This is a genomic window from Neobacillus sp. DFD-2R, from assembly GCF_057747865.1.
Genome location: NZ_CM173228.1, coordinates 5,190,424 through 5,213,114, shown reverse-complemented (window position 1 = coordinate 5,213,114; position 22,691 = coordinate 5,190,424). Strand labels below are relative to the sequence as shown.

Here is a 22,691-nt window from a genome sequence, read left to right as displayed (position 1 = left end):
TATATCTTTAAACTTTGATTTAATTTGTTAAATGCCATTATCCTTTAAGAAATTTAAAATCAATTCACCTATTTCATTCGCATGTGTTTCCAATGCAAAATGACCAGTATCTAATAAATGAATCTCAGCATTTGGTGAATCTTTCAAAAATACTTTAGCACCCTCTGGAATAAATGAAACATCATTTTTACCCCAAGTTGCCAATAATGGTGGTTGGTATTCGCGAAGATACTGTTGAAATTGTGGGTACATCTTCACATTATTTTGGTAATCAAATATTAAATCTAATTGCTTTTCGTCAGTTCCCGGTCGAGACATATATGCAATATCAAGAGTATAACCATCAGGAGAAACCAGATTATTTTTTGTTCCATCAAGATATTGGTTCTTGATCGTGTCGGGGTCAAAAGCTGTCCGATAACTTTCTCTTTTTTCTTGTGTTGGATTACGCCAATATTCTGCTCGAGTAGCCCATTTTTTACCCAATCCTTCATGATAGATGTTCCCATTTTGACTAATTATTGCTGTTACACGTTCTGGATGGTGCATAGCTAACCGAAACCCAATTGGTGCCCCATAATCAAAGACATATAGTGCATACTTAGTAAGCCCTAGTCGATCAATGAAACCTTCAACAATTTCAGTAATATGGTCAAATGTATAAACAAAATCCACTCTATTAGGTGATGTTGTTTGCCCGAAACCGGGATAATCAGGGGCAATCACATGAAAGTCTTTTGCTAGAATAGGTATTAAATCTCGGAACATGTGACTTGCGGATGGAAAACCATGGAGTAATAAAATTACAGGTTTATTTGGATCACCAGCCTCACGGTAAAAAATACTTAATCCCTCTACCTCTAAAAAATGGTATGTCTGCATATTAAAACCTCCCATTAGAGTATTCTCACGTATAATAATTTTTTTGACTCTTCTATTTTGTTGAGAGCCAACTTAGTTTCTAGGGGATCTACAACTTTATTTCAGTTCCGAGAATGGAAATCCTTTTGATTAGAACATTTGCTTCATCGAGGGTCTGCTTAACAATTGCAGTAGCAGAGTGATCCTTAGCTAACCTAAGACCTTGCCCGGCCCAAAGTGACATGAAATCTTGATTATTTTGTGCACTAGAAGTCTTTCTAATATCCTGGGTTAATGTATTTTGAACTGGGAAATCTGGTAAAAGTGCTTCGTGCTTCTGCATTTCTAAAATAAATTTATTTTTAATTCCTCTTGCCCATTTACCAGAAAATGAACGAGTTAAAACAGTTTGGTCTTCGTTAGCATGAAGAATTGCGTCTTTATGAACCTTATGTGCTCCACTTTCAACGCAGGTCAAGAAAGCTGTACCCATTTGTACGCCCTTTGCTCCTAAGCAAATCGAAGCTATTAACCCTCTCCCGTCCATAATTCCTCCAGCAGCAACAACAGGGATGCTTACATTGTCCACAACCTGTGGGATTAGTGACATTAAACCAACTAAACTCTCTTGATCACCATCGATAAAGCTCCCGCGATGTCCACCAGCTTCACTACCTTGAACAACAACAATATCCATTCCTGCTTTTTCATTTTCAACTGCTTCTCTAACGGTTGTAGCAGTTCCCACCAGAATAATGTTAGATTGTTTTAATTCAGCAATCACTTCTCTAGAAGGGATGCCGAATGTAAAGGAACAAATAGGGACATTCTCTTCAATAACAACCTTAATTTGTTCAATAAATGTTTCAAAAACATCATTAAAATTAGGAATTTCAAAGCTATCTTTTTGGTGCAAATTCAATTGCTGACGTATAGGGTTTAAGAACTGGTTAGCCGATTTAATTTCATTCTCTGTAACTTTAAATTCGTTAGGAACAAATAGATTAATACCAAAAGGGTTTGAAGTTAACTGCTTTATTTCCTTAATTTGTTCTCGCATTTGAATAGGTGTCATATAACCTGCACCAATCATTCCTAGACCCCCAGAATTTGAAACCTCCGCCACTAATTTCGAAGTGGTTACTCCGCCAGCCATTGAAGCTTGTATAATCGGATACTCAACTCTCAAAAGTTCTGTTATTTTATTATTTAGCATAATTTCACACCTCGTAATTATTTTCACTTAATATTCCATTAGATTTCCTCTCAAATCGAATTCCATTTAAAAGCATTCCCGCCCCAATTAAAACGACACAAGATGCTCCTATCAAAGTAGTATTAAAATTATGAGTGAATGATGATAAGACTCCAGCAAGGATTGGTCCTATCAACTGTCCAATAGCATAAATAGCGGTCAGAATGCCAATCGTTCGACTGCTATTAGATGGATTCATCTGTTGCCCCAATGTTGTAGCAAGTGTAGTGATACCCATAAACGTGGCTCCAAATAATAAAGCACTTATGATAAAACTTGTTTTCGAACTCCAGAAGGCTGGCATCGCCATACCCAAAGCTTGCAATGCCATTGCAAGAACTAAGGATTTAACGAATCCCCATTTTTTAGCTAGTAAAGACCAGATGAGGCAGGATGGAATCGCAGCCAATCCAACCATCATCCAAACTAAGGTGGCATCTTTATGAAAGTATGAGGTCTTTTCAGCGATAGATACGATAAACGTACCTGTAACAATGTAACCTAATCCTTCTAAACCATACGCAATAATCAACCATAGTAGCCAATTAGTGGGGGGAACTTTTGCAAAAATTTCTTTTTTAGCTTTCATCTCAACAGCGTTTGAGTTATCATCGAGCAAGATCCATACGAAAAAAGCAAGGATTCCACTAACAACAGCTAGTCCTATCCAAGTTCCTTCCCACTGATATAAATGGTTTAAACTCGGAATAAATAGACTGGATAAACAGATTCCCAAACCTACCCCTCCATAAAATAAACCAGACCAACTTGTTTTGTTTATAGCAGCAAGTTTATCTAACACGATACCAGAGGCTAGGATCAACACATAAGCACTGGAAACCCCCGATAGAAATCGAAGTACATACCAAAGGAAATGTGAGTATGTTAGACCCATTATGGCAGTGGTTAAGACACTGACGATAAGACATATTCTCAAGGAAATCGTTCTATATTGTTTCAGGGGAATAGCACCTGCTAAAATTGCTCCAAGCAAATATCCTGCGTAATTACTTGAGGCAATATAACCAGCAACTGTATTTGAAAAAGAAAGATCCTTTTGCATAAGTGGAAGAATGGGAGTATAGGCAAATCTTCCAATCCCCATGGCAATGATTAAAGACAATACTCCTCCTATTAAAAAAAGATAAGTTTGCTTCCTCAAATTAAAACCTCCAAATATAAAGCATATCTTTATAAGCTATAATGAACCTGCTAGAAATTGTGCTTCTCCTAGTCCGAAACTCCAGTCGGCATCGCTGTTTTCTGTTATAGAAACGATCAAATCTTGTGGAGAAATCCCACAATCAGATTCAAGATAATGGGCAAGAAGTGAGTATAAGGTTTCTTTCTGTTTAACGGTTCTTTTTTTACTAACAATACTAATAATTACAAGGTCTTTACTTCTTTTAAACCCCAGTCCTGTATCCTCAATTATTAGCTCATGCGGCGGGTGTTGATGAACTATTTGATAACGGTCACTTTCAGGCACTTGGAAAGCTTCCACCATCGCACGGTGAGCCGAGTCCAATAATTTTTTTAGCGTATTTTCGTTCCTACCTTCTATTAAATCAAAGCGTAATAATGGCATTTGTGTGTCTCCCTTCAAATCGCAATTATGTTTTTAGAATGTGCCTTTTATAAAAAATTAACCTCTAGTTAAATGTAGGGTATTTAAATCATATCGCTTTTTTGTTATATGGTATAATACTTAAAAATGATATTTGGTATCACTTTAATTGATAGCTAAAGGATATATCAAATTAAGGAGTGATTATTTTGGATTTGCATACATTAAAAATATTCCAGACTGTTGCAAAGTTGGGGAGTATTTCGCAAGCAGCAAGAGAACTTCAATATGCACAGTCTAATATCACGATGAAAATTCAGCAATTGGAAACGGAACTTCAAACAACCTTATTTTATAGACATAATCGTGGGACAGCTTTAACAGCCAAAGGAAGCATGTTATTAACATACACGGAAAAAATATTTGATCTTATAGAAGAAACAAAAAGCGTGATGAATGATGATCAAACACCAAAAGGTCCTTTAATTATTGGTTCCATGGAAACAACTGCCGCAGTTCGATTACCAGCCCTATTTTCAAAGTACCTTAAGGACTATCCCGACGTTGACCTAACCCTAAAAACAGGTTCTACGGAGGAAAATATTCAAGGTGTTCTTCAGTATGAACTGGACGGAGCATTTGTGGCTGGACCTATTGAACACCCCGAACTCATTCAAAAGGAAGTATTTGAAGAGGAATTAGTACTCGTAACAGATACAATTCATCCACTAATATCTTCTATCAAAGATATTCAAACAAGGACACTGCTTGTATTTCGTACGGGATGTTCTTATCGGGAAAGGCTTGAACAATGGTTTCACCAAGAGAGGGTGATTCCTAAAAAGATAATGGAATTTGGAACCCTGGATGCAATCGTCGGGTGTGTATCTGCTGGTCTAGGTGTAAGTATGGTTCCACAAAGTGTTGTTGCAAAACAAATACAAGAAGGAACTCTTAGACAGCATACGCTTCCGAATCCATACGGAAAAGTCAAAACAGTATTCATTTATAGAAAAGATAAGTATGTACCTACGTCTTTATTAAAATTTATAGCTATGATAAGTGATTAGGAGTGCTTGTTTTAAAAAAGAGTTTTTATGAGAGAGGTAATTTCACTATCCAAAAAAATTGTGATAAACAAAAACGGGTGCCTTTATTGTAGGGGGATTGCGGATTATAATCCCTTTTCTTATTGTCCTGATTAACGGGTCAGGTTAGTTATGACCTACGAAAAACGATGTTTAATAGGCTAAAAAGCCTTATTAAATCCATTATTAAATTCACTTCCACTTTCCACTCTTTTTTAGATATCAAAAAATCAGATGGCAATTATCTATTTTATGTATTACACCATATAGATAAATGGAGTTATGATTGAAATATCAGTACTGAAATACTTTATTTTATAAGACTTTTTCTTAATCGAAAGGAGTACTAGCAATGCTACAACCCTTTGATGCACTAGTTGTAAATAAACAAGAAGACCAATTTTCTGTAAAACTTCAAAAGCTAACGCTTCAAGATTTACCAGAGGGAGAAGTATTGATTCACGTCCATTATTCTGGTGTCAACTATAAAGATAGTCTCGCTACTATTCCTAATGGTAACATCGTCAAGACCTATCCATTTGTACCTGGAATTGATTTAGCAGGGGTCGTTGTTTCATCTAAAGATCCTCGGTTTCAAGAAGGTGACGAGGTTATTGCGACTAGCTATGAGATCGGTGTTTCCCATTTTGGAGGCTATGGTGAGTATGCTCGTATTCCAGCTAATTGGATTGTTCCACTTCCGGAAGGTCTTTCATTAAAAGAAGCAATGATTATCGGAACAGCTGGCTTTACGGCAGCGTTATCCGTTCAACGTTTAGAAGAAAATAATCTATCACCTGAAAAAGGGAAGGTGCTTGTCACAGGTGCAACCGGCGGCGTTGGTAGTTTTGCTGTCTCCATTCTTGCTTCTCTCGGTTATCAGGTTGAAGCTAGCACAGGTAAAGAATCTGAATATGAATATTTACGAAAACTTGGAGCTACTACAATTATTTCACGTGATGAGGTATATAATGGGGAAATTAAAGCTTTAGGACCACAAAAATGGGTTGCAGCCGTCGATCCAGTAGGCGGAGAACCTCTTGCCTCAGTCTTAAGCCAAATTCAATATGGGGGTTCGGTTGCGGTTAGTGGATTAACAGCGGGGACCAAAATGCCATCTACAGTTTTCCCATTCATATTAAGAGGTGTTAATTTACTTGGGATTGATTCTGTATATTGTCCAATGGAAAAACGTTTAAAAATATGGCATCGCCTAGCAACAGATTTTAAACCATCTAATTTGGAAGAGTTTATTTCACAAGAAGTTACTTTATATCAACTTCCTGACGTTCTTCCTAAATTACTAAAAGGACAAGTACGAGGAAGAACCGTTGTAAGATTAATTGATAAATAAAATCCAAAGTATGAATAATTGTTAGATTATTATGGATGATTTATAAAATTCTAGGTTCGTCCAATATTCTTGTAAAAAAGTGGCTAATAGCCCCTATTTTTGGGCTGGTTTACAAAATTCCAACTTTCAAAAACTGTGTTAGCGTATAATTGTTATTGCTAATATATTCATATACCTTCAATTTCGTCATATACGTGTTTTTTTCTTTATATCTAAAGGAGGAGTTTTATATGTCAAGAAAGGCTTATAGTGCAACTGGAGCTGTTGCTGTTGGTCCTTACTCACATGCAATTGAAGCAGGAGATTTAATATTTTTATCCGGGCAAACTCCTGTAGACTCACAGACTGGAAAGCTTGTAGAAGGTGATATTGTTGAACAGACAAATCAATGTTTTAAGAATCTTTTCAATGTATTGGAAGCAGCAGGTTTAACTCCTGATAATGTTGAAAAAGTGAATGTATTCTTAACTGATATGAATAATTTCACAGCAATGAATGAAGTTTATTCTAAACAATTTTCTGCGCCATATCCTGCTCGTACAACTATAGGTGTGTCATCCCTACCTCTTGGTGCAAAGGTTGAAATAGAGATGATAGCTAGAAGATAAAATTTAGGTAAAAAGGGTTCCATCAAAATAGCTAGAGCCCCATAAAAACCTTTCCATCTCTCAACATTACCAATCCTTATATATGACCTGACAGCATCCAAAATCTTATATCTCCAGAAGAATGTTATGAGTTAGAGGTTGGCAAAGTGTGGAAAATTACTTGTCAAAGACTGGTACAAAAGGTGGCAGGTGTGGTAAATTCTATTGGCCGTAATCAGGTTATGCCGAGATAAAATTTAAAAAAATGGTATTCTTAATAAGTGATTAATAGCATTAATTTAGGAGAAGAGTGAAAATAGTGAGAATAGGTTTTTTTGATTCGGGAATAGGTGGAATGACTGTACTTCATCAAGCATTGAGATTTTTACCGAATGAAGATTACATATTTTATGCAGACACCTTACACGTTCCATATGGTGAAAAACCAAAAGAAGAGGTAAGGGAATATATTTTTAATGCAGTTGACTTTATGGCTAATCAAGGAATCAAAGCATTAGTCATTGCTTGTAATACTGCTACCAGTATCGCAGTGGATGACCTTCGTCAAAAGTATGATTTCCCTATTTTGGGTATTGAACCAGCCGTAAAGCCTGCTGTTCAAAGCTGTGAGGGAAAACGAAAAAAGGTATTAGTGTTGGCGACTAATTTGACTCTCAGAGAAGAAAAGTTCCATAACCTTGTGAAAAGTATAGACCATCACGATATTGTTGAAAGTTTACCTCTTCCTGGTCTTGTTCAATTGGCTGAAAATTTTGAATTTAAGGAAGAGAAAGTTGTACCATATTTAAAAGAAAAGCTATCTTCGTTTGATTTAAAGCAGTATGGAACGATTGTTCTTGGATGTACCCATTTCCCATATTTTGAAAATAGTATAAAGGAATTATTTCCTGAAGAAGTTGACATTATTTCCGGAAGTATTGGAACTGCAAAATACTTAAAACGAATTCTCGAAGCAAGTAATCAAATTAACAATGGAAGAGGAGATATTTTATTTTTTAAATCTGGTTATAAAGTTGAAGATAAAGAAACATTATCTAATTATAAAAAGTTGTTGGTAATGTTAGACAGGATAAGTTTTTTAACAACGGGTGTTTAAATCAAAAAGATAAGTCTGTTTCGATAGCTTATTTGGAATAAGTTTGTGAAATTTTGTACTTAAACAAACGGGGGCTAGAGTTTAATAAGAACGAGTTATCTTTAGCAGCCAATGATCTTCGATCGGGCGTGTTTGTGTAATAAGATCAATAACTTCTTGCTAACGATCTGATTATAGAAAAAAACACCCTGGGTACCAAAAAGGTGCCGAATGGGTGCCGATATCGATATTATTTTATATTGTTGAGTGAATATTCTAGTGGGGAACAAATGTTTTGTTGTGTACATTAATTAAGGTTAGATTGTATGATGTTCTCATGTAAAACTCCACAATCTATGGGCGGTATGATGTAATTTAACCACTCATTTATGAGAAATGGTTAATTGCATTTTTCGACCAAACTGAGAACTGGTCACATAAATGACTTTTTTCTAAAGAAAAGACTACTTCCTAAAAACAAGGAGGTAGTCTTTTTTATGTAATTAAAGTTTGCCTGACTTTCAAAATAAGTATTTTTAGAGTAAATCTCGAAATGTTAGGGGCTTATGTGAATGATAAACCTATTCAATGAAATTGAAGTGGATAATGTGCTTAAGCGTAAAGTGAACATTATGAAGAAACTGAAAAACGCCATAAGCAGAAGCTTAATGAATATATGCAGCAAAAGATTAAGTTTGCCACTCCGGAAGATGAAGAATTTATTAGATATTTTTATTCCAGCATGAACTTGAGGATATCATGGCAGGATATGACTTAGGTGATAAGCGGTTGCACCTGCAGAAGTTGTATATGGAGCGGATGGGAAAGCTATTCGATTTGTATAACCTCAAAGCCTATAGCAATAACTATCACTTTGAATGAGGAGTCTCTTAATTGAGGCTCTTTTTTTTGTATTGGAGCAGGTTAATATTATTAATTGATAGAAATAAGGTGTTATATGAGTAAATCAGCCGGACAATGGAATTCTATTATAAAAGTATTATAGAAAAACAGGAATCTATCATGATAAAGACGAGACGTAATTGAAAATTGGTACTTTCCAGTTATGGCTTATAACGGCACAAAGCCGGTAAATAGTCCCCTTATTCATGCTAATGGAAGTAAAAATACGGACGCTTATCAAGAAAAAGTCTTTAGCTATATTGAAAAAGATAGTTATTTATCTGAAACAAAATTAGCACAGTTCCCTTTCCAAACAACTGATTTTGTTTATAACCCCAAAAGAGATCAAAATATTATATTCAATAAGTTGGAATATACCATTACTGACCAGTTGCATGCTTCTACATATTCTTTTAAAAAGGGAGACAAGGTAGTAGTAACGAGGGATGGTGTAAAATTACGGTCACAATCTGACAGTAGTTCACCAATTTTACAGTTCTTAGGGGAAAATACTACTCTGATCATTGAGGGGATTTTTTATATGACCAGTCTAACAGTAAAAATAAATTTGTCTGGTACCCAGTCAAAACGGCTGATCAAAAATTAACAGGTTATATTTCCTCTGCTTATATAATTAAAAAGTTAGATGCACCGGTAGTTAGCCCAGTGGATGATAATGATGTATCTTTATCCGGCAAAGATCCTTTTTCAAATGTGATGATACAAATAATGAACGGAACGTTGCCGGTCGGCAGTACATTGGCTGATACAACCGGAGACTTTAAGGCAGAAATTCCTGCTCAAAAGGCAGGGACCAACCTAACTGTAACCTATAAGGATAAACTGAATGAGTTAAGCCCGGCAACAACAATATCTGTAGCAGATACTACCCCTCCACCGCCGCCGATAGTTAATCCAGTTTATGATAAAAATAATGTCATTACTGGTGTTACTGAACCAAACGCTACTATTATTGCTTCATTAGGTGGAGTTCAAATTGGTTCTTCTGTAGCTGGTGCAGATGGAAAGTTTACAACTGGCATTCCTCATGAAAATGCTGGTTCGATCATAAGTGTTACTTCAACAGATGTGGCAGGAAACATAAGCCAGCCAACAAATGTTACAGTTGTAAAATCTGTACTTAATAGTTGGGTAACTGAAAATGGTAAACGCTATTACTATATTAATAATGTAAAGCAAACTGGTTGGGTACTTGATAAAGGTAAATGGTACTATCTTGATAATACCGGTGCAATGAAAACTGGTTGGTTTTTATATAATAAGCAATGGTACTTCTTAAATAAAGATGGTTCTATGTCGACCGGTTGGGTTTACACAGGTGGTAAGTGGTACTATCTATATAGCAGTGGTATCATGGCTCATGACACTAAGATTGGCTCTTATAGATTAGGTCATGATGGTGCTTGGATTAGATAAAAAATGTGGTATGAGAGTGGCTGTAAAGTCGCTCTTTTTTGGCGGTGGAGAACTTCGATCAAAAACAAGCGATTTCCTAAATAGATTCTTCAAGAAAGGGGCTGGTCGGCTCTTTTTTTGTTTCGTATCGCTGGGCGATATAACTTGCAAATAAATCTAAAAACTTTCATATTTAAAAGAAAAGGAGGTCCGATATGCGACGTGATATACAACTGAATGAAAGGGCCTTCTCTTCCAAGGAAGTGGCAGAAGAAGTAGGAATTGCAACTCCCACTGTTCGAAAGTATGGCCAAATCTTAGAGCGGAATGGATATGAGTTTTTGAAAGATGGCGATCGATCGACGTATCTTTGTTCAATCTGACATCGGAGCACTTATAGCGTTACGCGATACGGATAAGCCCCTAGACGATGCAGCTAAAGATCTTGTGTATCAACAAAAAGAAAGATTAGAAAGATCAAATGAAACAGAGATTGCGATACCCGATACAAATGAAAATTTACCCCTCGACCTCAATCAATTAAAAGAAATCTTAGTGTTTTTAGTTAATGAGCTCGCAGCCGCACGTGAAATGAATGCCCAACTGACAAACGATGTGTTACAGCTTAAAACAAAGGTTTCCCGACTCCAGCAAGATCATCATGGTATTTCCAGCGCAAAAAATGCTAAAATTGAAAAATCACCTGACATATTTACTGGATCCTGGAAAAAAATAAATATCCAAATGCATTCCGCTTCCAAAAATCGAAAGCTTCTAATTTTGTCGATATCTACTCATAATTTGTAGATATTTCCCGGGAATTTGTTGAAATTTGAAAAAAAGTGAATCCTAATATTCGGAAAAAGGAATTTCTCCTTTTTATTCGGTTTCTTTAGGTTTAAATACTCATTAACTCATATTTTCACTTGAATATCGTAAAGGAGACTATAGAGAAGGTAATGAAACCTTTAAAAATGGCTGCAATAATCAGAAAAGGTTTAATGTGATTTTATAAATGAAAGAAAGTAAAAAAACGGTCCACTGCTTATTGTGAAAAGGGTAACGAAAAGGCCCTACCCAATGCTCATAATTTTGCTCAAAGCTTTTTTATCTTCTGTTTTTCATATTTTAAGTAAAATATGAAAACGCCAATAAAATATACTACTGTCCTCATTACAAAACAATGACAAAAGAAAAATAACAATTGGAGAAGGTCTTCCATCAGTTTGTAAAACTGTTGGGAGGCCTTTTCTTTTTGCGCATGTTTCCAATTTAAAGAACACTTAATAAAAAAAGTAAGGAGTTTTTGAAACTGCTTACTTTTTTTATTTACAAAAAGAATTATTTAATTTTCATAAACTATGAAAACGGTTTTTTTACGAATATGATAGACACATAGCAAAACAAAGGGGGATTAAAATAAAGCACAACACGCAAGATAATTGGAACCGCTTTCTACAATTATTAGAGAAATTGGTAAAAATAGCAGTTAAAATAATGGCTTTTTTGCAAGATTATAAAAACTATTTTGGGAGGATTAAAAATGCAAATTCCAATTAAGAAAACGCTTGATAAAATTCCAGGTGGTCTGATGGTTGTTCCACTTTTCTTAGGGGTATTAACTAATACATTTTTCCCACAAGTTTTAAAAATTGGAAGTTTTACAACGGCATTATTCAGTAAAGAAGCATCATCAACAATTTTAGCGTGTTTTATGTTTTTAATTGGTTCACAAATTAATTTCAAATTAGCACCAAAGGCATTAAAAAAAGGTGCAATATTATTAACAGGAAAATTTATCGTAGGTGCCGGTATAGGTTTAGCTGTAGCAGCGATTTTTGGACCTGCCGGAATACTAGGATTAACACCATTAGCCATCCTTGCAGCGTTGTTAAATGCTAATGGCGGGTTATATGCATCTCTTGCTTCATCGTATGGTGACGAAACAGATGTAGGCGCATATGCTTTATTTTCTTTAAAAGATGGTCCATTTTTCACATTAGTGGCATTAGGTGCATCCGGCCTTGCCACAATTCCTTTTCAAACACTTGTAGGAGTATTAATTCCAATTGTAATAGGAATGATTTTAGGAAATATTGATCCTGATATGAGAAAGTTCCTTGGAAGCAGTAAATTATTATTAATCCCATTCTTCTCATTCCCATTAGGTGCAGGAATGAATCTTTCAACTATTGTAAAAGCTGGGGGTCCTGGGATATTACTAGGATTAATCGCTGCCTTCACTGGAATTGGAGCTTACTTCCTATTAAAGTTATTTAAAGAAAACCCTATCGTTGGTTTAGCAACAGGGTCAACTGCAGGAAATGCGGTAGCTACACCAGCTGTTGTGGCGGCTGCAGATCCAACTTTACTTGCAATAGCACCTACAGCTACTGCACAAGTTGCAGCTGCATGTGTAATATCTGCAATTATCTGTCCGATTATTGTGAGCTATGTATTTAAAAGGTCTCAAAAGAAAAAAGCTAATAAACCACTTTCAAGTGCAGCATAACAAACGGCAAAGTAAATTTATAAACACGGAAAAGTGGGAGATCAACCAAAGCAGTCAGTGGTTTTACTGTCTGCTTTGTCTGGTTACAAAAAAGAGGATAGAAATCTATGTTCCGGTATTGTCCGAATAGCTATTTCGATAGAAAGAAGGAAACACCATGAATGTACCTGAGAATGTTATTATTACAACATTAAAAGGAAAAGAAGTTCTCTCAAATCCTTTTCTGAATAAAGGAACGGCCTTTACTAAAGAGGAAAGGGAAGATCTGGGACTCGACGGCCTGTTACCACCCCAGGTGCTCACCCTTGATGAACAAGCAAATAGGGCCTATGAGCAATATTCGATGCGAACTACGAATCTGTTCAAATACGGGCTGCTTTATGATTTATATAACCGTAATGTCGTTTTGTTTTACCGGCTTTTGAAAGAACACTTAGCAGAAATGCTTCCAATCATCTACACTCCTACTGTTGGTGATGCTATCCAGTCATACTCTCATAGCTACCGCCGCCCGGGTGGCTTATACCTTTCAATTGATGATCCTGAGGGCATTGAAAAGGCATTTTATAATCTTGGACAGCCCAAAAATGGCATTGATTTAATCGTCGTTACCGACTCTGAAAGCATTTTGGGGATTGGGGACCAAGGGATAGGCGGTATTAATATTGCGATTGGTAAACTCGCCGTATACACAGCGGCAGCTGGTATTGATCCAAGCCGAGTTCTGCCAGTCGTGCTGGATGTTGGTACGAACAATCAGGCTTTGGTTGCCGATCCTATCTATATTGGCAACAAATTCGCCCGTGTCCGTGGTGAGCGTTATGATCAATTTATTGATTTATTCGTTCAGACTGCAAGAAAGTTCTTTCCGGAGGTTCTTATTCACTGGGAGGACCTTGGCAACGTGAATGCGCGTAAAATCTTAGACAAATACGGTGACAAAATCCTTACCTTCAACGATGACATCCAGGGAACAGGTGCAGTTACCCTTGCTGCTGTTATGTCTGGATTGAAAGTAACAGGAGCAACTCTGAAGGACCAGCGTATTGTTGTCTTCGGACCAGGGGCTGCCGGCATTGGTATAGCTGACCAAATCTCAGATGCCATGGTTCTTGAAGGGCTGACCAGAGAAGAAGCCTATGACCGTTTCTGGGCTATTGACTATCGGGGGTTACTAACGGATGAAACACCAGACGTCCTGAACTTCCAGAAGCCTTATATAAGGAAAACGGATGAAGTCAGAGACTGGGATAAGAATGAAGACGGGATCATTTCATTAATGGAAGTAGTTCAGAGGGTGAAGCCAACCATCCTGATTGGTACTTCAGGACAAGCCGGCGCCTTCACTGAGGAAATTGTTAAAGAAATGGCCAAGCACGTTGAGCGTCCCATCATCTTGCCCATGTCCAACCCGACGGCACTGGCTGAAGCAGTGCCGGAAAACCTGATTAATTGGACAGATGGCAAAGCTCAAATTGCAACCGGCAGTCCGTTTGCCAATGTAGAATACAAAGGTGTTTCCTATGAAATTGGGCAGTCAAATAACGCATTTGTATTCCCGGGCCTAGGTCTGGGAGCCATTGTTGCAGAAGCCGAAGTGATCTCAAAAGGAATGTTCGCAGCAGCAGCTTATGCGGTTGCAAGAATGTCTGACACCAGCACACCTGGAGCATCCCTGCTGCCATCCATTGAAAAACTCTATGAAGTCTCAAAATACGTAGCCATTGAAGTAGCCAATGCGGCAATATACGAAGGAATTTCAAGGGCGGATTTCCAAGACGTTGAGACTGCTATTGAAGATGCAATGTGGAAACCTGAGTATAAGGAAATCAAGAGTGTGGGTATTTGGACAAGAATTAATGCCTATCATAATTAAATAGTTAAATAAAATGCTTGTACTCCTGGTAATTGGTCGAACTTTCGGCCTTCCAGGCAGAAACAGGCATTTTTGTATTTAACTAGATTAAATGGAGCCCCTTCATTTTTGGGGATTCCAAAAAACAAATTTTCTTTCAGCGATAATATCCTGATATCTTTCAGGAGTGGTGCCTGGTGTCTGTTACGGTGGCGGTTTTGTGTTTTAATCGTTGTATTTACATAATGCATTGCAAAAGTGGAATTATATAGAATGTACTTATGGATTCCGGAAAACATGGGGTGTTACTTTTGTATGATTGGTGGATTTACAAACATTTTATAAATACGGTTTGGGTTGTACTGTTTGCTCTTTCCATTCCGTCAATGGTAGGAATTTATATTATTTATTTAAATTACAAACAGAATAACTCACAAAATAATCAAAGCAACCAAAATAATCAAGAAAACCAAAATACCCCTAGTTTTCAAGGGAATAATCAAGATAATGACTCAAATAATGAACAACAAAAATAGGCCCTCTTGATAGAGAATGTTAAATTGGATTTATATATACAACAACGAAGTCGCAGATTCGATCAATGGAAAAACAACAACCATTATGGAATGGCTAGCTAATCAGTCCTTAAATAAATAAAGAAATAAAAAACCACTCCTTAATAAAATGAGGAGTGGTTTTTTGTAGTTACTTAGATATAAAATATTTGCCTGAAAAGGTATTCATTTTTTCAAAGCACTTGTTTCTAAGAAAATTCTAATATTGTTTAACTATACTGATGTTGTTGATAGATAGATATACTGAGCCAAAAAGAATTAGGAGGATTATAAAATGGCAAAAATGGATAAAAAGTGGGTAGTTTTATGTACAACGGCCGTTGCCGCGGTATACTCCGCCGGATTTTTTTCAACGGAAGCTCAGGCAACCAAAGTGAATTTCCAACAACATGCCCCGATTAGAATTGAAGCAAAAGCGGATAAATCAAGCGTGGTTTCCCCAAATAATAGCCAATCAAAAGTGGATCAATCGAGCATTGCTTCCTCCAAAAATAAGCAACCAAAGCGGCTATATAAAGACGGGACCTTTACAGGCATGGGAGAAAATCGACGGGGGTCGATTACAGTAGCTGTAACTTTAAAGAATGACAAAATAACAGATGTTCAAATTAGTGATTTTGCCATGCATTATTCTGAACGTGATGTCGTCGGGCTGCCTGATGAAGTATTACAAAAGCAAAATGCACAAGTAACGAATGTATCAGGGGCAACATACAGTACACAAGCTTTTGAAGATGCTGTACAAGACGCACTCTCTCAGGCCCAAAATGCTTAAGGAGGACAAATGAGAAAAACGAAATTATTTATGGATACAGTTGTTGATATACAGGTAGTCATTCGGGAGGATACACTAAAAGCGGAGGCGGAGGCAAAAATGGATCGAGCGTTTGAAGCTTTCCGAAAGGTAGAACAGGCTTGCAGCCGCTTTAGTCCTGAAAGTGAATTAATGAATGCCAGCCGGGTAATTGGAAAACCGGTGCAGATAAGCCCGTTTTTATTTGAGCCCCTGAAGTTCGCTTTGGAAATGGCCAAATTAACGGATGGTGAATTTGATCCTGCCATTGGGAAAGTCATGGAGGAGCAAGGATATAATCGCCATTATTTAACAGGAGAATTCAGTGAAAACCCTTCTGCTGATTCCGTCACGTATCAGGATATTGTTTTAGATGGAGAAGCCCGAACATTATATTTAAACAAGCCTCTTGTGATTGATTTAGGGGCCGTTGCGAAAGGATTTGCCATTGATTTGGCTGCAAATGAACTAAAGGACTTTGAAGGGTTTGTTGTTAATGCGGGCGGAGATCTGTTTGCAGGGGGAGTCGATCGGAATGGATGTCCCTGGAAGGTCGGAATTCAGCATCCCGAGAAAAAAGATCAAATCATCCATGTACTCGAAATTTCTAATGAAGCGATTTGCACCTCCGGTAGTTATGAGCGCAAAAGCGCAAAACTCCCCGGTATGCATCACATCATTAATCCTAAAACGGGACAGTCACCTAATGATTGGGTCAGTAGCAGCGTCATTGCTCCTTTCGCCATGATGGCTGATGCTTTTTCGACAGCAGTGTTTTTGCTTGGTTATGAAAAAGGGAAGGAATTAATTGAGGACGTTAATCTAAAGGGACTTTTTATCACACCTGAGTTACAAATTGTAAGTGTTGGAGGGAATATATTATGACAATAAAGAAATGGCTTAAGACCCCAAAAGGCTATGTGGCAATTGTCATGATTGCTTATCTTGTTATTGCCTCAATTGGTTACAAAAATATAACGGGAATTAAAAATGGTTTCGTTGCTGTTATTGTTTCAGTTATTGTTGACACCCTCTGTAATGGAATGAAAAGTAGAAAAGGGATCATTCCGGACGGTGCCGTTATAACAGGGTTAATCATTGCTCTTATACTAAGTACTGCGACCTCAATAAATGTCATTGCGGTAACCGCAGTTATTGCCATTTTGTCGAAGCATCTTCTGGTCTATAAGAAAAAACCAATCTTTAATCCCGCTGCATTTGGGTTACTTTTATCAGTGCTGTTTTTCCGTACGGGACAAAGCTGGTGGGGGGCGTTTGGAGACCTTCCCGCATGGACCATTATGTTTCTTTTAGTTGGAGGATACAAAATTACCGGCCGAATAAATAAATACCCTCAGGTTTTTTCATTCCTAGGGACTTCTTTTTTACTATTGTTCCTTATGGGGCATTTTAATATAGGAGATGCAGTGGATGCGCTTAGGCCGCCATTTATAAACGCTACCCTTTTCTTTGGCTTTTTTATGCTCACTGACCCGCCTACTTCCCCGGCAAAAGATAAGGATCAAGTTGCATTTGGTGTTTTAACGGCGGTGGCGGGAACGGTAATTTATGGACTTTTCGGGGGGTTAATGTATTTGTTTATAGGATTATGTATCGGAAATCTCTATTCCTTTCTCAAAAAACGCTCAACTTCAAAAGTAGCTATAAATCGGACAACGATAAAAAATAACAAAATTTTTGGTTAAAAATACTTTTCCTTTCTTGACACAAAATATCATGCAAACCCTGCTTTTTAGCAGGGTTCATTTTATACCAATCAGTTTGTTGGAAAGTAAAGGGTAAATAACGAAGAGTTTCAAATACAAAGTGTAAACTAAATAATATCAAAAGATATAAGGGAGCTGACAAGTGGTAATGCGTGTATTGATCGTAGAAGATGATCAACCATTAAGAAGAATTATATCAACCATATTAGAAGAAGAACAATACAAAATTGAACAGGCTGAAGATGGTGAAGAAGGCTATTTAATGGCAGCTTCCAGTGAGTACGATCTTATAATCCTCGATATTATGCTGCCGAAAATGGATGGATTTTCAATCTTAAAAAGATTGCGGAAGGAAGGTCACCGGACGCCAACATTGTTTCTAACAGCTAAAGATCGTATTGAGGACAAGGTACTAGGATTAGACATTGGGGCTGATGATTATATCGTTAAGCCCTTTGATACACAAGAGCTTTTAGCGAGAGTAAGGTCATTGCTTCGTAGGTCGGGGAAGTTAGCAATGGAAGGTAAGATGGCCTATGGCCCAATTCTTTTAGATACGGATCAGCATGAAGGTTTTATCAATAGCAATAATTTAAAATTGACAAGTAAAGAATACGATTTAATTTTCTATTTGATTCAAAATAAAGAACAAATCTTAACCCGAGATCAAATTTTCCAACGAGTTTGGGGTATTGAATCAGACACAACGGATGCAATAGTTGACCTTTATATTCATTACTTGCGGAAAAAATTAGCCCCTTTTGAGTTCGACCGCCTTATTCGGACAGTCCGTGGTGTCGGATATATATTAAAGGAGGAGCAGAGTTGATGTTTAAAAGGACAAGGCGTAGACTTGTTATTCTCAATGCCCTCGTATTTTTTATTCTTCAAAATTTATTTGGTGCATTGATCTATGTTTATACACGATATAATTTGTACCATCAAGTTGACCAAACGATTATAGAAAAGGAAAATCATCTCATTCATGAAAAGGATGAAAAACTAGGAAACCAATTAAGTCCGGAGCGTGAAGAGAATCATAGGCTTGTCTTTTTGTTATGGGGAGAGAAGGGGCAGTTAAACCAAATTATCCCTAAAGGTGCTGTCACTACTTCAGAAGCAGCCCATTTTTCGAATATAAGAAATACAGGAGGGGTTCAATCAACCACAATTGGAGCAGAATCCTATCGTATTTTAAATATATCGGTTTCAAAATATAAAAAGTACACTCCTGTAAAAAATATACAAATCATATACAATCTAAAGCACGAAAACGAAATGTTATATTATTTACTCATTATTATTAGTTTTGGTTCATTATTAAGTGTATTTATCGCAATTATCGTGGGCATCTATCTTGCAAACAAAGCCTTAATCCCTATAAAGCATTCTTGGGAAAAGCAACAGCAATTTGTGGGGGATGCTTCACATGAATTACGAACACCTCTCTCAGTAATGAAGCTAAATCTTGAGTATTTATTCCGTCATCCTGAAAAGAATATTGAACAGGCGAGTGAGACGATTCTTCAGGTCATTCAAGAAATTAATTATATGACGAAAATGACCTCTGATTTACTGACATTAGCACGGTCGGATTCCAATCAACTGGAAATTTTGAAAGAGGTAATTGAGTTAGACGACATTCTCTGTCAAGTGGCTATGGACTTTAAATCTCTCGCAAGTATAAAAAATATTAAATTGACTACTGAAATCTCAACTATAAAAATGGAGGGAGATAAAGAAAGGCTAAAACAACTGTTCGTCATATTAATAGATAATGCTGTAAAGTATACAAAGGAAAATGGTTCAATATCAATTAAAAGCAGTATCAAAAATTCACGAGCTACGATCGACATTGCCGATACGGGGATTGGTATATCAAAAGAAGACCTTCCATATATTTTTGATCGGTACTATCGGGGCGATAAATCGCGAACACGTCATTTAGAAGGATCCGGGCTAGGGCTATCAATAGCAAAATGGATTGTACAATCACATGAAGGGAAAATTCGTGTTATGAGTAAAGAAGGAGAAGGTACCCGGGTATTTTTAAGCTTCCCTCTTAGGCTTAAGTAATAGCCCAAAATTTGAGTATCATGTGAAATCGTTTTCAATTTTTTAAAAAAACAATTGAATTTCCCGTTTTTACAAGCTAAAATAAAAATAAGATTAAATGTTCACGTTAACATTTTTAAAATAAATTACTAAGAAAGGGTGGACGGTATAATAATGGTTACGGATATTTTTTTTATTTAATAATGTTAACGTTAACAAATTACTGCAAAAAATTTCTTTATTTTACATCGCGGATTTATTTAAAACTAATTGAAAGAAGGTTTCATTATGCGAGATTTCATGGATGAAAATTTCCTTCTGAAAAACGAAACGGCCATTCGTTTATATCATGATTATGCGAAGGAAATGCCTATTATTGATTATCATTGCCACTTAAGCCCAAAAGAAATCTACGAAAACAAGACATTTAAAAATCTCACAGAAATCTGGTTATATGGTGACCATTATAAATGGCGGCTCATGAGAAGTAACGGGATTAATGAAGAGTATATTACAGGCAGTGCAAGTGATTATGACAAGTTTATGGCCTGGGCGAAAACGGTTCCGATGACAATCGGTAATCCTTTATACAACTGGACGCACTTAGAATTACAGCGGTTTTTTGGAATTTATGAGTTACTTAACGAGGAAACTGCACCGCAAATTTGGGAGAAGGTAAATGCATTATTAAACAGTGAGGGTTTTGGTGCAAGGGATTTTATCAAAAAATCAAATGTTAAAGTCGTGTGTACAACCGATGATCCGACTGATAGTCTTGATTATCACTTGCGATTGAAAGATGAATCTGATTTTGGTGTAAGCGTTTTACCGAGCTTTCGCCCTGATAAAGGATTAGAAATCAATCGTGAAGGCTTTACCCAATGGGTTAAAAAACTGCAGGATGCCTCAGGTATTCTAATAGAATCCTATGATGATTTTCTGGGTGCACTCGAATCCCAGGTGAGATTTTTCCATTCTGTTGGAGGAAGAGTTTCGGACCATGCAATAGACAAAATGATGTATGCAGAGACATCCAAAGAAGAAGCTGCACAATTTTTCAGTGAAGCATTACAGGGCAATAAGGTTTCTTCAGAGGGCGAAAAGAAATATAAAACCTTTACATTAAAGTTTTTAGGTCAGTTGTATTCAGAGTTAGGCTGGGCAATGCAATTTCACATTAATGCGTTAAGGAACAATAATTCGCGGATGTTTAATGTATTGGGTCCTGATACCGGCTTTGATTCGATCAATGATGAGAGGCAATTGCGAAGCCATTAGCCGGCTTGTTGAATATGCTTGAGCAGGAAAATGCACTTCCTAAAACCATTATTTATTCTCTTAATCCGACTGATAATTATGTTATTGCCACAATGATTGGTAATTTCCAAGGTGGAGGAATACCGGGGAAAATTCAATTCGGAACAGCTTGGTGGTTTAATGATAATAAAGAAGGAATGCTTGAACAAATGAAGGCGTTATCAAATATGGGCCTTTTTAGCCGATTTATTGGCATGCTGACAGATTCAAGAAGCTTTCTTTCTTATACGAGACATGAATATTTTAGAAGATTAGTATGTTCTACTCTTGGCGAATGGGTTGAAAACGGGGAAGTACCTAATGAAATTGAATTCTTAGGACAGATGGTTAAAGGTATTTCTTATCATAATGCAAAAGAGTATTTTCAGTTTGAACGATAAAAAAAGGGATCCCATCATCTCATGCTAGGTTTATTGGGGAATGAAACTAGCATGAGAGGGAGTCCATTTAAAAATCGATTACAGAAATTATAGCAGAATATCAAGAGTTTTCAAGTTTGAATAATTTGAAGGTGTCCATATTGGCACTTACGGCATAGGTGGTTTTGAAAACGGCTTCATGTTTGATTTAAGCCAAAATTATTTAAAAATGTTGGTGCTTATTATATAAGGGTGGTGTAATGATGGCAGAAAATGTTGCACATAAATTAAATAAAGAAAATACGGGCCAAGAAACGAAAAAAATTCCTACAAAAGAGAAAGCTCTTTATGGATTTGGCGACTTTGGTAATGGCTTCATGTTTGACTTAGGCCAATCTTATTTGATGCACTTTTATACCGACGTTGCCGGCATTAGTGCCGCAGCTGCAGCAGGGGTTTTTTCCATAACGAAGATTTTTGACGCCTTTATGGATCCTTTGGCAGGATCACTTATTGATGCAAGGACACCGGGGAAACGCGGTAAATTCCGCCCTGTTATGATGCTTTCAGCTATTATCCTTGCCGTATTGACAGTCGTTATATTTACGATGCCTCACCTTTCAATGGGCGGAAAAATCGCTTGGGCATACGGTACCTATATGGCTTGGGGTCTTGTTTATTCATTTACGAATGTACCTTATGGCTCCTTGGCTTCTGTTATGACACGGGATGTCGGAGAACGATCCTTTATGGCATCGACACGCCAGGCAGGATCAATCGGTGCCCAATTGGTTACAGGCGTTGCATTTGTACCGATTTTATCGATGTTCTCAAGTACAAAAATAGGCTATCCGGTTACCGCTGCAATTATGGCTTTCATTGGTGTTATCGGTTTCTTCATCTGCTACAAAGGCACGAAAGAACATATTAATGCAGAGAACTCCTGGGGCAAAGAACAACAATCAGCAAAAGATTACTTCCGTGTGGTGTTCACTAACCGTCCATTGTGGTGCTTAATTTTAATGACCTTATTTACAATTTCAGCAATGAATACGAATAACGCAATGATGATCTATTTTTGCCAATATAATCTTGGTCACGTTGGTTTACAGCCAATAATTAACTTTATCCAGATGGGCAGTTCGGTTGCAGGTATCACATTGATTCCATTTTTGGTTCGCCGCTTTGGCAAAAAGAAAACAGCAATGGCCGGTTTACTAATTGGTGTTATTGCAGGATATTGCCAACGATTTGAATAATGGACGTTGGGAAAAAGGGACTTTCCTTAAAATTTAATTAGAGTGTAATGAATTTTGAATGAGAGGCTATGAAAATACAAAAAATCCCGGCTTGCCGGTAAAATTAACTTAG

21 protein-coding genes and 1 pseudogene are annotated in these 22,691 nt (G+C 37.0%); 18 read left to right on the top strand and 4 right to left on the bottom strand.

From position 1 onward, the window contains the following. Positions 1-27: 27 nt before the first annotated feature. The 4 genes from AC3ANV_RS26070 to AC3ANV_RS26055 form a co-directional block, all read right to left on the bottom strand. On the bottom strand, positions 28-882 hold the full coding sequence (locus AC3ANV_RS26070; RefSeq protein WP_488311468.1) for an alpha/beta fold hydrolase: 855 nt from the start codon (positions 880-882) through the stop codon (positions 28-30). An 88-nt stretch (positions 883-970) separates the two neighbouring features. Further along, the gene (locus AC3ANV_RS26065) at positions 971-2,077 is read right to left on the bottom strand and encodes an NAD(P)H-dependent flavin oxidoreductase (RefSeq protein ID WP_488311467.1); all 1,107 of its coding nucleotides are present in this window, start codon (positions 2,075-2,077) and stop codon (positions 971-973) included. Positions 2,078-2,081: 4 nt separating this feature from the next. Beyond that, entirely contained in the window at positions 2,082-3,278 is a 1,197-nt protein-coding gene (locus AC3ANV_RS26060) for a YbfB/YjiJ family MFS transporter (protein ID WP_488311466.1), read from the bottom strand. A gap of 36 nt (positions 3,279-3,314) precedes the next feature. After that, positions 3,315-3,704: a tautomerase family protein gene (locus AC3ANV_RS26055; protein WP_488311465.1), complete on the bottom strand. Its 390-nt coding sequence runs from the start codon at positions 3,702-3,704 to the stop codon at positions 3,315-3,317. 188 nt (positions 3,705-3,892) lie between these two features. Between AC3ANV_RS26055 and AC3ANV_RS26050 the strand changes: the two genes are divergently transcribed. The 18 genes and pseudogenes from AC3ANV_RS26050 to AC3ANV_RS25965 all read left to right on the top strand — a co-directional run bounded on the left by AC3ANV_RS26050 (position 3,893) and on the right by AC3ANV_RS25965 (position 22,579). Beyond that, positions 3,893-4,753: a LysR family transcriptional regulator gene (locus tag AC3ANV_RS26050; RefSeq protein ID WP_488311464.1), complete on the top strand. Its 861-nt coding sequence runs from the start codon at positions 3,893-3,895 to the stop codon at positions 4,751-4,753. A gap of 370 nt (positions 4,754-5,123) precedes the next feature. Continuing rightward, positions 5,124-6,125: an NADPH:quinone oxidoreductase family protein gene (locus tag AC3ANV_RS26045; RefSeq protein ID WP_488311463.1), complete on the top strand. Its 1,002-nt coding sequence runs from the start codon at positions 5,124-5,126 to the stop codon at positions 6,123-6,125. 230 nt (positions 6,126-6,355) lie between these two features. Then, positions 6,356-6,733 (top strand): RidA family protein, encoded by a 378-nt coding sequence (locus AC3ANV_RS26040; RefSeq protein ID WP_488311462.1) that lies wholly within the window; start codon positions 6,356-6,358, stop codon positions 6,731-6,733. 298 nt (positions 6,734-7,031) lie between these two features. Beyond that, positions 7,032-7,829, top strand: coding sequence for a glutamate racemase (murI, locus tag AC3ANV_RS26035; protein ID WP_488311461.1), 798 nt, complete (start codon positions 7,032-7,034; stop codon positions 7,827-7,829). A 1,045-nt stretch (positions 7,830-8,874) separates the two neighbouring features. Further along, the gene (locus tag AC3ANV_RS26030; protein WP_488311460.1) at positions 8,875-9,318 is read left to right on the top strand and encodes a hypothetical protein; all 444 of its coding nucleotides are present in this window, start codon (positions 8,875-8,877) and stop codon (positions 9,316-9,318) included. 59 nt (positions 9,319-9,377) lie between these two features. Further along, positions 9,378-10,148, top strand: a complete 771-nt coding sequence (locus AC3ANV_RS26025; RefSeq protein ID WP_488311459.1) for an Ig-like domain-containing protein — start codon at positions 9,378-9,380, stop codon at positions 10,146-10,148. 194 nt (positions 10,149-10,342) lie between these two features. Continuing rightward, complete coding sequence (locus tag AC3ANV_RS26020; protein ID WP_488311458.1) at positions 10,343-10,510, top strand: winged helix-turn-helix domain-containing protein; 168 nt, start codon at positions 10,343-10,345, stop codon at positions 10,508-10,510. Next, positions 10,476-10,934: a hypothetical protein gene (locus AC3ANV_RS26015; protein WP_488311457.1), complete on the top strand. Its 459-nt coding sequence runs from the start codon at positions 10,476-10,478 to the stop codon at positions 10,932-10,934. Before AC3ANV_RS26020 ends, AC3ANV_RS26015 begins: the two co-directional genes overlap by 35 nt. 736 nt (positions 10,935-11,670) lie before the next feature. Further along, positions 11,671-12,639: a 2-keto-3-deoxygluconate permease gene (locus tag AC3ANV_RS26010; RefSeq protein WP_488311456.1), complete on the top strand. Its 969-nt coding sequence runs from the start codon at positions 11,671-11,673 to the stop codon at positions 12,637-12,639. Between the two features lie 157 nt (positions 12,640-12,796). After that, complete coding sequence (locus AC3ANV_RS26005) at positions 12,797-14,515, top strand: NAD-dependent malic enzyme (RefSeq protein WP_488311455.1); 1,719 nt, start codon at positions 12,797-12,799, stop codon at positions 14,513-14,515. 260 nt (positions 14,516-14,775) lie between these two features. After that, positions 14,776-15,030: a hypothetical protein gene (locus AC3ANV_RS26000; protein WP_488311454.1), complete on the top strand. Its 255-nt coding sequence runs from the start codon at positions 14,776-14,778 to the stop codon at positions 15,028-15,030. Between the two features lie 313 nt (positions 15,031-15,343). After that, positions 15,344-15,844: an FMN-binding protein gene (locus tag AC3ANV_RS25995; protein WP_488311453.1), complete on the top strand. Its 501-nt coding sequence runs from the start codon at positions 15,344-15,346 to the stop codon at positions 15,842-15,844. Positions 15,845-15,853: 9 nt separating this feature from the next. Beyond that, positions 15,854-16,747 (top strand): FAD:protein FMN transferase, encoded by an 894-nt coding sequence (locus AC3ANV_RS25990; RefSeq protein ID WP_488311452.1) that lies wholly within the window; start codon positions 15,854-15,856, stop codon positions 16,745-16,747. Continuing rightward, positions 16,744-17,568 (top strand): RnfABCDGE type electron transport complex subunit D, encoded by an 825-nt coding sequence (locus AC3ANV_RS25985; RefSeq protein ID WP_488311451.1) that lies wholly within the window; start codon positions 16,744-16,746, stop codon positions 17,566-17,568. The genes AC3ANV_RS25990 and AC3ANV_RS25985 overlap by 4 nt, the downstream gene beginning before the upstream one ends. A 169-nt stretch (positions 17,569-17,737) precedes the next feature. After that, positions 17,738-18,418 carry a response regulator transcription factor gene (locus AC3ANV_RS25980; RefSeq protein ID WP_488314342.1) on the top strand — a complete coding sequence of 227 codons (681 nt, stop codon included), beginning with the start codon at positions 17,738-17,740 and terminating at the stop codon, positions 18,416-18,418. Beyond that, a complete protein-coding gene (locus AC3ANV_RS25975) occupies positions 18,418-19,665 on the top strand; it encodes a sensor histidine kinase (protein ID WP_488311450.1) in 1,248 nt (415 codons plus the stop codon). Before AC3ANV_RS25980 ends, AC3ANV_RS25975 begins: the two co-directional genes overlap by 1 nt. 267 nt (positions 19,666-19,932) lie before the next feature. Beyond that, positions 19,933-21,341, top strand: a pseudogene (uxaC, locus tag AC3ANV_RS25970) (glucuronate isomerase). Between the two features lie 239 nt (positions 21,342-21,580). Beyond that, the gene (locus AC3ANV_RS25965; protein ID WP_488311449.1) at positions 21,581-22,579 is read left to right on the top strand and encodes a glycoside-pentoside-hexuronide (GPH):cation symporter; all 999 of its coding nucleotides are present in this window, start codon (positions 21,581-21,583) and stop codon (positions 22,577-22,579) included. The last annotated feature ends 112 nt before the right edge of the window (positions 22,580-22,691 follow it).

Bases quoted from the DNA above. Each gene is read 5' to 3' on its own strand.
- AC3ANV_RS26070 (WP_488311468.1), bottom strand. From the start codon at position 882: ATGCAGACATACCATTTTTTAGAGGTAGAGGGATTAAGTATTTTTTAC.
- AC3ANV_RS26065 (WP_488311467.1), bottom strand. From the start codon at position 2,077: ATGCTAAATAATAAAATAACAGAACTTTTGAGAGTTGAGTATCCGATT.
- AC3ANV_RS26055 (WP_488311465.1), bottom strand. From the start codon at position 3,704: ATGCCATTATTACGCTTTGATTTAATAGAAGGTAGGAACGAAAATACG.
- AC3ANV_RS26045 (WP_488311463.1), top strand. From the start codon at position 5,124: ATGCTACAACCCTTTGATGCACTAGTTGTAAATAAACAAGAAGACCAA.
- AC3ANV_RS26040 (WP_488311462.1), top strand. From the start codon at position 6,356: ATGTCAAGAAAGGCTTATAGTGCAACTGGAGCTGTTGCTGTTGGTCCT.
- AC3ANV_RS26030 (WP_488311460.1), top strand. From the start codon at position 8,875: ATGGCTTATAACGGCACAAAGCCGGTAAATAGTCCCCTTATTCATGCT.
- AC3ANV_RS26020 (WP_488311458.1), top strand. From the start codon at position 10,343: ATGCGACGTGATATACAACTGAATGAAAGGGCCTTCTCTTCCAAGGAA.
- AC3ANV_RS26015 (WP_488311457.1), top strand. From the start codon at position 10,476: ATGGCGATCGATCGACGTATCTTTGTTCAATCTGACATCGGAGCACTT.
- AC3ANV_RS26010 (WP_488311456.1), top strand. From the start codon at position 11,671: ATGCAAATTCCAATTAAGAAAACGCTTGATAAAATTCCAGGTGGTCTG.
- AC3ANV_RS26005 (WP_488311455.1), top strand. From the start codon at position 12,797: ATGAATGTACCTGAGAATGTTATTATTACAACATTAAAAGGAAAAGAA.
- AC3ANV_RS26000 (WP_488311454.1), top strand. From the start codon at position 14,776: ATGGATTCCGGAAAACATGGGGTGTTACTTTTGTATGATTGGTGGATT.
- AC3ANV_RS25995 (WP_488311453.1), top strand. From the start codon at position 15,344: ATGGCAAAAATGGATAAAAAGTGGGTAGTTTTATGTACAACGGCCGTT.
- AC3ANV_RS25990 (WP_488311452.1), top strand. From the start codon at position 15,854: ATGAGAAAAACGAAATTATTTATGGATACAGTTGTTGATATACAGGTA.
- AC3ANV_RS25985 (WP_488311451.1), top strand. From the start codon at position 16,744: ATGACAATAAAGAAATGGCTTAAGACCCCAAAAGGCTATGTGGCAATT.
- AC3ANV_RS25980 (WP_488314342.1), top strand. From the start codon at position 17,738: ATGCGTGTATTGATCGTAGAAGATGATCAACCATTAAGAAGAATTATA.
- AC3ANV_RS25975 (WP_488311450.1), top strand. From the start codon at position 18,418: ATGTTTAAAAGGACAAGGCGTAGACTTGTTATTCTCAATGCCCTCGTA.
- AC3ANV_RS25965 (WP_488311449.1), top strand. From the start codon at position 21,581: ATGATGGCAGAAAATGTTGCACATAAATTAAATAAAGAAAATACGGGC.